We start from the raw sequence: 9,507 nt of genomic DNA on the forward strand, positions 1-9,507 counted from the left end.
CCGACCCTCCCGCTCGTTCACTCGCCCCCTTCGCCGCCCCGGCCCCCGGGCTGTGCGCCTTCCGGCGAAGCGTCGCGACGGCGTAGGGCATCCGGCTTCACCGGGCCCGGGCGCGCGCCGCCCGGACGCGTACGGCCCCCGGCCCCGGGACGCGTGCCCCCCGCCGACGCGCGCGGATGCGGGACCCGGCTGCTCCGGCGGGCCGCCTCCGCCCGCACCCGGAGAGGGGAGCAGTCGCCGGAGCCGGAGGTGCGCGCGCGGCGCCGGCGGCGCGAGGAGGCCTCTCCCGGACCGGAAGCCGCATGTTCGGGTGCGGTGCGTCCGGGCGCGGCGGGTCGGAGGTCCGCGGGCTCCGGGACCTCGGGCCCGCACCCGCTGTTCCCCTCGATGTCCGCGACCGGTCCGCCGGAGGCCGCCCGCCCTCGCTCCGCGCGTTCCTCGCGCTCCTCGCGCAGGCAACGGCGGATCGACTCCGGGTCGAGCCCTTCGTTGCAGGCCTGGTGCAGAAGACGGGCGAAGAGGTAGTCGGGGTCGGCGCCCAGGGCCATGGCGAGCGCCTCCCGGGCCTCCAACTCGTCACCCGTGGACCAGGCGACCCATCCGGCGAGGGTCAGGGGAGCGGCCGCGTGTTCGCCGTACGCCCCCACACAGCGGCGCGCCAGGGCCCGCCACAGACGGAGGGCGGCGCCCGCCTCTTCTCCCTCCATCCACTCGGCCGCGCGGTCGCGCGTCGTGCGGTCCTGCAGGCCCAGGATCAGCGTCGCGGCCTCGTCGTGTCCGAGCAGTGCGTCGTCCCGCAGGTCCGCCGGGAGCGCGCCGGTGACAGCCGGAGCGCCGGCGAGACGGTCCCTGATCTTCTCGGCGAGCTCCAACGTCTCCTCGGCGACCTCGTGCCGCCCCACCGCGTCGAGGATCCTGGGGATCAGGGCCACGCCGGCGGTGTCCAGGGCGGCCTCCTGTTCGAGGGCCGCGGAGTTCTCCCACGGCAGGAGCCTGGCGCGCAGCTCGCGCAGTGTGCCGCGGACCTGGATCCCCGCGTAGGCGGCAGCGGCGGCCAGGACCGAGGTGCCGGGCAGGCCCATCGGCGTCCCCTCGGCCGGACAGCAGCCCTCGTTGTCGCAGCAGTAGGACCAGAAACGGCCGCCGGAGACGCACAGGGCCTCCACCACCGGGACGTCGAGGGCGCCGCACTCCAGGCGCAGCGCGTGGGCGAGCGGTCCCAGCCGCTCCTTGACCTGGCGACCGGATTCGCCCTCGGCCGGTTCGCGGCAGAGGAAGACGACCATCTGCTCGGGCCGGGCGCCTCGGCGCTCGCTGCCCGTCACCAGGCCGTGGGCCAGTTGCCGGGCGGCACAGGGCCAGTCGTCCGGTTTCGCGGGGATGCCGAGACGGGCACGGCCGCCGAACCGGCCCCGCCCGTCCTTGTCGTGCAGGGAGACCAGCACGATGCTGTCCTCGGGGCGGTACCCGAGCAGGTAGGGCAGCGCGTCGGCGAGTTCGGCCGGTGTGCGCAGGGTGACCTGCCGTGCGTCGCCGTGGTGCTCGTACGCGGTGCAGGTGATGTCCGCGGCGCGCGGTGCACCGCCTTCCTCGTCGCCGGGCCCGCGGGGGCCGGGAGGCGCGGTGTGGCCCGCAGGCGCGTCACGCTCCGGGGAACCGGGGTGTTCTCGTCCGTCACACCCGGGAATGTCGCCGTTTCCGGGGGGTCCGACCATTTCGCTGTGGTTCGTCATGGGGAGACGATCTCGCGGAATTTATTGTTCCGCTTCCCCTGTGGACAAGTCCGGTCAGGGACACATCATGAGCGACGGACGTGCCCGCCCGCGCGCCGGGTCCGGGCCGGCGGTTCAGCGGTGGTGGACGGCCAGCGGGCGGCCGTCGACCTCGTGCACCTGGACCGGGGTGTCGAAGATCCGGGTGAGGAGATCGGGATCCATCAGCTCGGCCGGGGTGCCGTTGGCGACGATCGCGCCGTCCCGCAGGGCGATGATGTGATCGGAGTAACCGGCCGCGATGTTGATGTCGTGCACCACCAGGACCACGGTCTTGTTCAACTCGTCGGCGGCGGAGCGCAACTGCTCCATCATCCGGACCGCGTGCTTGATGTCGAGGTTGTTCAGCGGCTCGTCGAGCAGCGCGTAGCGGGTGTCCTGGGCCAGCACCATGGCGACGTAGGCGCGCTGCCGCTGACCGCCGGAGAGCTGGTCGAGGTAGCGGCCGGCCAGGTCGCCCAGGTCGAGGAAGCCCAGGGCCCGGTCGATGTGCTCGTGGTCCTCGGCGGTGAGCCGTCCCCGGCTGTGCGGGAACCTGCCGAAGGCCACGAGTTCCCGCACGGTGACCCGGGCGGTGAAGTGGTTGTCCTGGCGCAGGATCGCCAGCCGCCGGGCCATCTCGGCCGACGGCGTGCGGTGCACGTCCGTGCCGTCCAGCAGCACCGTGCCGGAGGTGGGGGCGGCGAGTCGGCCGAGCAGGGTGAGCAGCGTCGACTTGCCCGCGCCGTTCGGCCCGATCAGCGAGGTGATGCCGCCCTCCTCGATGCGGCCGCTCACCGGACCGAGGACGGTGCGGTCCCCGTAGGACTTGACCAGATCACGGAACTCGATCACAGGGTGCCCTTCTTGAGCAGGTAGGCCAGGAAGACCACGCCGCCGAGGAACTCGATGACGGTGGTGAGCATGCCGGACGCGTACACGATGTGCTCCATCGTGAACTGGCCGACGAGCAGGGTGAGCAGGCCCATCAGGAAGGCCATCGGCAGGACGACGGCGTGCCGGTGGGTCCCCGAGAACTGGTAGGCGAGCAGTGCCGCGGTGAACCCGAAGAAGGTCATCGGACCGACCAGCGCGGTCGACATCGCGACCATCAGCGAGACCACGATCAGCGCGCCGGTCAGTTCCCCGCGGTGGTTCAGGCCCAGCCCGGTGGCCGCGTCCCGGCCCAGCAGCAGCACGTCGAGCCGGTGCCGCCGCCGCCACAGGTAGAGGCCGGCCGCGGCGCACACGGCGAAGGCGAACGGGAGGTGCTCCGCCCCCACCGATCCGAGGCGGCCGAACAGCCGCGCGGAGAGCACGTCGTAGTCCGCGGGCGCGAGCATGCGCTGGAGGAACAGCGACAGGCTCTCGAAGGCCACTCCCAGCACCACACCGGCCAGCAGCAGCACGTGGAGATTGCCGGTGGGACCGCTGAACAGCCACCGGAACAGCACCGTCGTGAAGGCGACCATCAGCACCGTCTGCACGACCAGCTTCGCGAGCCCGTCGGTCGCGGCCAGCACGGTGCCGCCGAAGAAGAACACCATCAGCGTCTGCATCAAGGTGTAGACGGCGTCGAAGCCCATCAAGGACGGGGTGAGGATCCGGTTGTGGGTGACGGTCTGGAACACGACCGTTCCCACGCCCTGGGCGAAGGCCGCCACGACCATGGCACCGACCAGGGTCAGCCGCCGCTCGATCGCGAAATCGAACGACCCCTTGACGAAGAGGAACAGGAAGCAGAGCGCGGCCACCACGACGGCGCCGCCGACCACGAGGAGGCGTACCCGCGGGCTCGGGCCGCGCCGGCGCCCCTTCTCCGAGGTGCCCGGCGACGGCCGCGGGCGACGGCCGGGGGCCGCCGGGCCGGAGGTGTCGGGGCCCGGGGCGGCCGGTACCCGAACGGCTGCGGACTCAGGCATGGACGGCTCCCCCTCGTGCGAACCGGCGCAGGATCAGGCTCAGGAAGATGACGGCCCCCACGGCACCGAGGATCACCGAGGCGGGAATCTCCAGCGGAGCGACGACGGTGCGGCCGATCAGGTCGCACACCGTCAGCAGGGCGACACCGCCCAGCACCGCCCAGGGCAGGTTGGAGCGCACGTCGTCGCCGCGCACCATGGAGACCAGGTTGGGCACCACCAGTCCGAGGAACGGCAGGAAGCCGACCACGATGGAGGTCACACCGGTGGCCAGCGCCACCATCGCCAGGCCCAGGTACAGGATCCGGCGGTAGGACAGGCCCAGGCTCACCGCCATGTCCCGGCCGAGACCGGCGATGGTGATCCGGTCGGCCACCGCGTACAGCACGACGACCAGCACGCCGACCACCCACAGCGGCTCGTAGGTGCCCTTGACCACCGAGCTGAAGCCGCCGGAGCGCCAGGCCGGCAGCGTCTGCATGAGGTTGGCGGAGGAGGCGATGTAGGTGGTGACCGCGCCGACCACGGCGCCCAGCATGATGCCGACGATCGGCACGATCACCTGGGAGCGCAGTGCGAGCCTGCCGAGCAGACTCAGGAAGAGCACGGACCCGACGAAGGCGAACACCGCGGCGCACGCCATCTTCACCAGCACCGGAGCGCCCGGCGCCACCAGGGTGAGCAGCAGCACGCCCAGCGCCGACCACTCGGCCGTGCCGGTGGTGGTCGGCTCGACGAAACGATTCTGCACCAGCATCTGCATGATCACCCCGGAGACCGCCATGGCGGCCGCGGCCAGGATGAGCGCCAGGGTGCGGGGCACCCTGGAGATCAGGAACATCCGCCGCGCCTCGGGGTCGTGCAGCAGGGAGTGCAGATCGATGTCGTAACCGCCGGTCAGCAGCGACGCCACCACCAGCCCCAGGACGACCAGCACGGCGCAGGGCAGGGCGAGACGACGCAGCATGCGCACCTCCGCTCGGGTCCGTGAAGGGATGGGTCCGGGGCTACTCGGCGGCCTTGGTGAAGGCCTCGGCGATCAGGTTGAAGCTCGCCGCGTAGGCCTGGGCGCCTTCGGTCACGTAGAAGTCCGAGGGCAGGTAGACGATCTGGTCCTTGGCCAGGAACGTGACGTTCTTCCAGGCGTCCTGTCCCTTCACCAGGCTCTTGGCCGGGGTCGGCGCCTCGCCCTCGCCCTTGAAGACGGCGGCGTCGCGGTCCATCACGATCATCCAGTCGGGGTTCAGTTCGGCGACGGTCTCGGGCGCCAGGCCGGAGTCGTTGTGGACCGCGGTGTCCTCCTGGCCCTCGGCGGCGAGCACGTTCTTCAGGTCCAGCGGCTCGGCCAGCCGGCCGATGCGGCTCGCACCGTTGTCGATCTTGCCGCCGTTGGCGACGGCCAGGAAGACGGTCTCTCCGTCGGTCGCCTCGACGGCGGCCCGCTCGGCCGTCTCCAGCTCGTCGACGATCTTCGCGGCCTCCCGCTCCTTGCCGAAGAGCTCGCCCAGCTGCTCGGTCTGCGTCTTCAGCGATGCGACGTACCCGCCCTCGGCCTCGTCCGAGGGGGAGATGTCGATGGTCGGCGCGATCTTCTCCAGCTCGTCCTGCTGCTCGCCGAAGCGGTAACCGCCGATGATCAGATCGGGCTCGGCTGCGTTCAGCTCCTCCAGCTTCGGCTCGCGGTGCGTACCGATGTCCGCGATGGAGTCGTCGTTCTTCCAGTCGTCGTACCCGGTGGCGGGCAGCAGTCCCTTGGGCGCGGCGACCGGCTTGACGCCCAGGGCCTTCAGGGTGGCGAAGGAGGTGTTGTCCAGCGCGGCGACCCGCTCGGGGTTCTTCGCAACCTTCTTCTCGCCGAGGTTGGTGGTCAGGGTGACCTGCTCCGCGCCCGCGGCGCCGTCCGTCTTCTCGGAGTCGGTGCCGGAGGAACAGGCCGCCAGCAGGGCCACGGAGCCGACGACGGCGCCGAGGGCGATCAGCGGACGGGCGGGACGGGACGAGCGGGGCCGGGACTGGGGCATGATCTGCTTTCTGGTCATGGACGCCGGCGAGCGGCGCGGAGGCACAGCACGGACCTGGGGACGGCCGGGCACGGCAAAGCCGCCGGCGACGAACCGGTGACCTGCAGGAATAAGGATAGCCTTACCTAAATGGCTACCTGCAGGGGCCATGCATTCTTCCCCGGAGCCCCTCGGCCCCGCCGAGAGGCTCCCGAGCGGCTTCCGCACGGACAGGAACCCGAGAGCCTTCAAAAGGCTTGGAAGCAGGGGGTTTTGGGGGGAGGCGGTCAGCCCGCCGTGGCGAGCACCAGCGGCAGGACCTGGCCGGCCCCCGCCCGCCTCAGCAAGCGAGCGGCGACGGCGAGGGTCCAGCCGGAGTCCGTGCTGTCGTCCACGAGCAGGACGGGCCCGGAGGCACCGGCCAGAGCGTCGGCCAGTTCCCCGGGGACGGTGAAGGCCCCGGACAGCGCCCGGAGGCGCTGGGCCGAGTTGCTCCGCCGGGCCGCGTGCGCGCCGCTCGGGCCCGTGTACGCCAGGGTGCCCAGGAAGGGCAGGCGCCCGATGTCCGCCACTCCCCGGGCCAGGGACGCGACCAGCAGGGGCCGGGTCAGGGACGGTACGGCGACGACGCCCACCGGCCGGGCAGGGGCGTCCGGGTCGTTCGACGCCCAGCCCCCCGCGGAGCGCGCCCAATCGGCGAGGACCGTCACCGCGGCCCGCAGGACGTCGTCGGGGACCGGCCCGTCGGGCGCGTCCTCGGCCAGCAGCGGGCGCAGCCGGTTGCCCCATCCGATGTCCGAGAGCCGTCCCAGGGCTCGTCCGGTGGAGCACTGCTCCGCGGCCGGGATGCGGCCCTTGAGGTCGATGCCGAGCGCGGGCATCCCCGTCGGCCACATCCGGCGCGGCTCGACCGTCACCCCCGGGCGGTCCAGTTCCTTCGCCGCCCCCGTCAGCGCCTCCGCCGAGACCGAGGGGTCGGCCCAGGCACCCGCGCAGTTGTCGCAACGGCCGCACGGGGCCGCCCCCTCGTCGTCCAGCTGCCGGCGCAGGAACTCCATCCGGCACCGGTCCGTGCTCACGTAATCGCGCATGGCCTGCTGCTCGGCGGCGCGCTGCCGCGCCACCCTGGCGTAGCGCTCGGCGTCGTACGCCCAGTCGGCTCCCGTGGCCGTCCAGCCGCCCTTCACCCGCTTGACCGCGCCGTCGACGTCGAGCACCTTCAGCATCGTCTCCAGACGGGTGCGCCGAAGGTCCACCGTCGCCTCCAGGGCCGGTGCGGACAGGGGGCGTCCCGCACCGGCGAGGGCCGAGAGGGTCTGGCGGACCTGCGCCTCGGGCGGGAAGGCGGTGTCGGCGAAGTAGCGCCAGATGGCCTCGTCCTCCTTGCCCGGCAGCAGCAGCACGTCGGCGTGGGCCACCCCGCGGCCCGCCCGCCCCACCTGCTGGTAGTAGGCGATCGGCGAGGACGGCGAACCGAGGTGGACCACGAAGCCCAGGTCCGGCTTGTCGAAGCCCATGCCCAGTGCCGATGTCGCCACCAGCGCCTTGACCCGGTTCTCCAGCAGGTCGGTCTCGGCCTGCAGCCGGTCGGCGTTCTCCGTGCGCCCCGTGTAGGAGGCCACCCGGAAACCGCGCCGGCGCAGGTAGTCCGTGGTCTCCTCGGCCGCGGCCACCGTCAGCGCGTAGACGATCCCGGAGCCCGGCAGTTCGTCCAGGTGCTCGGCGAGCCAGGCCAGGCGGTGCGCGGTGTCCGGGAGCCGGACGACCCCGAGCCGCAGGCTCTCCCTCTCGAGCGGTCCCCGCAGCACCAGGGCCTCGCCGGCGCCGGTGCCCAACTGCTCGGCCACGTCCGCGGTGACCCGCGCGTTGGCGGTCGCCGTCGTCGCGAGCACCGGCACGCCGGGGGCGAGCTCGGCGAGCATCGCCCGCAGCCGGCGGTAGTCGGGCCGGAAGTCATGGCCCCAGTCGGAGATGCAGTGCGCCTCGTCGACCACCAGCAGACCGGTCGTGGCCGCGAGCTTGGGCAGCATCTGATCGCGGAACTCCACGGAATTGAGGCGTTCCGGACTGATGAGGAGGACGTCGGTCTCGCCGCGCTCGACCTCCTCGTGGATGGCGGCCCACTCCTCCGGGTTGGCCGAGTTGATGGTGCGCGCCCGGATACCGGCCCGCGCGGCCGACTCGACCTGGTTGCGCATCAACGCCAGCAGCGGCGAGACGATCACCGTCGGGCCGGAGCCGCGCCGGCGCAGCAGGGCGGTGGCCACGAAGTACACCGCCGACTTGCCCCAGCCGGTGCGCTGCACCACCAGGGCCCGCCGGCGCTCCCGCACCAGGGCCGCCACCGCTAGCCACTGGTCCTCCCGCAGCCGCGCCGCCCCCTCCGGGGCGCCGACGAGCTCGGCGAGGATGGCATCGGCTTCGGTACGGAGCTCCAGGTCGTCCATGCCCCCATGCAACCCGACGGCACGGACGATCGGCCACCTCACCCTGTGTGACGGCCCGCTCGCGCACGTTCCTCGGGAACGTGCCCCTCTGGGAGTCCGCCCCCTCATGGCGTACGAACGTGTCGTGATCGAACGCCGCATGCGCGGTCCGGGAGGCAGCGTGTGGGGATATAAGCCGCGCTTCCTCCGATAACGGGCTGCTGCTCCAATTGCTCGTTGCCGCATCCAAGTTCGACAGGAAGAATTGAAGTCCGCACCCGCACGGCTCACCCGCCGATCAGGTAGGGCTCCGTTGCGTGCGCGTTCCCCCGCATCCGACCCCGCCCGCAGTACGGGCGTAGCCGAAGGGAGGACCGTGACCTTCGGATTCGCTCCGTCCTCGGCGGCGCCGCTGTCGACGTCCGCCGCTTCCGTCAACCGTGTGCTCGAACCTGCGGAGTGGGCCGCCGCGGGAATCCCGCTGCTGCGCAACCCGCGCGAGGTCGTCAGCGGACTGCACGTCCGGCACCGTCCCGGGCCGGCGACCGCGGTGGTCGCCGTGCTCGACCCGGACGAGCGGCTGCGGGCGAGCGCCTCGTTCACCCGCCGCCCCGCCCCCGCGGACGGCTGGATGTTCCGCAACGTGCTGCTGGCCCAGTTGCGCCGGATCATCCCGCACGACCTCCGGCGCCGCACACCGGTGCGCACCGCCGTACTGCTCTACTGCCGTGACGGCGACGCGCGGTGGACCGAGGAGGACGGCGCGTGGATGTGGGGGCTGCGGGACGCCTGCACCCTGCACGGGCTGCGCTGCGGGGCGTACATCACCCTCACCCGGGACGGCTGGCAGGTGCTCGGCGAAGGTCGCGGCGGGCGCCACCCCAGCGCCGGATCGGTACCGGAACCGTTCGCCACGTCCGAGGCGCCGCCCCGAATACCGCGCACCGGCGGCGTCCCGTCGGAGATCCTGCGCCGCGCGGCGGCACGCTGACGCCGCGCACGGACCGCTCACCGCCTCCGTCCTGCTCCCCGGGGCAGGACGAACCGCGGAAGGGCACGGTGCGCCCGCACGCCACCGCCCTCGGCCCGGCGCGGGAACGGCACGACCACGCGCACATCGGCCCGGCCGGTCCTGCGGTGCACCGGGCTCAGAGTGTGCGGACGCCGCGATCGCGGCGCTCGCGTCACTCCTCGGCGCCCGTCCCGACGCCGTGATGCCGGATCAGACGCCCGTGCCCAGCACCGAGTTGATCTGCTGCGGGTCGCCACAGACGATCAGCAGGGCGCCGGCCCTGGCATGGGCCACCGACAGGGCGGAGGCGGCCACGGCCTGGGAGCCGCCGTTGACGGCGACCACCACGACGGGCCGTGCACCGGCACGTTCCGCGACGCCGGCGTCCGTGTAGAA

Annotated in this window: 7 protein-coding genes and 1 pseudogene; 1 reads left to right on the forward strand and 7 read right to left on the reverse strand. The window is 72.7% G+C overall.

Annotated elements, in window-relative coordinates; translation table 11 throughout:
- Positions 1-17: 17 nt before the first annotated feature.
- The 6 genes from B7L92_RS11880 to B7L92_RS11905 form a co-directional block, all read right to left on the reverse strand.
- On the reverse strand, positions 18-1,733 hold the full coding sequence (locus B7L92_RS11880; RefSeq protein ID WP_107501458.1) for a DUF4192 domain-containing protein: 1,716 nt from the start codon (positions 1,731-1,733) through the stop codon (positions 18-20).
- A gap of 114 nt (positions 1,734-1,847) precedes the next feature.
- Positions 1,848-2,606 (reverse strand): iron ABC transporter ATP-binding protein, encoded by a 759-nt coding sequence (locus B7L92_RS11885; protein ID WP_081237398.1) that lies wholly within the window; start codon positions 2,604-2,606, stop codon positions 1,848-1,850.
- The gene (locus B7L92_RS11890) at positions 2,603-3,673 is read right to left on the reverse strand and encodes an iron chelate uptake ABC transporter family permease subunit (protein ID WP_081237399.1); all 1,071 of its coding nucleotides are present in this window, start codon (positions 3,671-3,673) and stop codon (positions 2,603-2,605) included. Before B7L92_RS11890 ends, B7L92_RS11885 begins: the two co-directional genes overlap by 4 nt.
- Positions 3,666-4,640 (reverse strand): ABC transporter permease, encoded by a 975-nt coding sequence (locus B7L92_RS11895; protein ID WP_174703955.1) that lies wholly within the window; start codon positions 4,638-4,640, stop codon positions 3,666-3,668. Before B7L92_RS11895 ends, B7L92_RS11890 begins: the two co-directional genes overlap by 8 nt.
- A 40-nt stretch (positions 4,641-4,680) precedes the next feature.
- Positions 4,681-5,712, reverse strand: a complete 1,032-nt coding sequence (locus B7L92_RS11900; RefSeq protein ID WP_218030444.1) for a siderophore ABC transporter substrate-binding protein — start codon at positions 5,710-5,712, stop codon at positions 4,681-4,683.
- Positions 5,713-5,960: 248 nt separating this feature from the next.
- On the reverse strand, positions 5,961-8,120 hold the full coding sequence (locus B7L92_RS11905) for a RecQ family ATP-dependent DNA helicase (protein WP_081237400.1): 2,160 nt from the start codon (positions 8,118-8,120) through the stop codon (positions 5,961-5,963).
- Between the two features lie 355 nt (positions 8,121-8,475).
- Between B7L92_RS11905 and B7L92_RS11910 the strand changes: the two genes are divergently transcribed.
- Positions 8,476-9,090, forward strand: a complete 615-nt coding sequence (locus tag B7L92_RS11910) for a hypothetical protein (protein WP_081237401.1) — start codon at positions 8,476-8,478, stop codon at positions 9,088-9,090.
- A gap of 231 nt (positions 9,091-9,321) precedes the next feature.
- Here B7L92_RS11910 and B7L92_RS11915 read toward each other — a convergent pair.
- Positions 9,322-9,507, reverse strand: a pseudogene (locus B7L92_RS11915) (hypothetical protein); the annotation flags it as partial.

This window comes from Streptomyces viridosporus (assembly GCF_002078235.1).
Lineage (GTDB): Bacteria > Actinomycetota > Actinomycetes > Streptomycetales > Streptomycetaceae > Streptomyces > Streptomyces viridosporus.

What these genes read in the sequence shown, in the direction of transcription:
- B7L92_RS11880 (WP_107501458.1), bottom strand. Translation starts at nt 1,733, where the DNA reads ATGACGAACCACAGCGAAATGGTCGGACCCCCCGGAAACGGCGACATT.
- B7L92_RS11890 (WP_081237399.1), bottom strand. Translation starts at nt 3,673, where the DNA reads ATGCCTGAGTCCGCAGCCGTTCGGGTACCGGCCGCCCCGGGCCCCGAC.
- B7L92_RS11895 (WP_174703955.1), bottom strand. Translation starts at nt 4,640, where the DNA reads ATGCTGCGTCGTCTCGCCCTGCCCTGCGCCGTGCTGGTCGTCCTGGGG.
- B7L92_RS11900 (WP_218030444.1), bottom strand. Translation starts at nt 5,712, where the DNA reads ATGACCAGAAAGCAGATCATGCCCCAGTCCCGGCCCCGCTCGTCCCGT.
- B7L92_RS11905 (WP_081237400.1), bottom strand. Translation starts at nt 8,120, where the DNA reads ATGGACGACCTGGAGCTCCGTACCGAAGCCGATGCCATCCTCGCCGAG.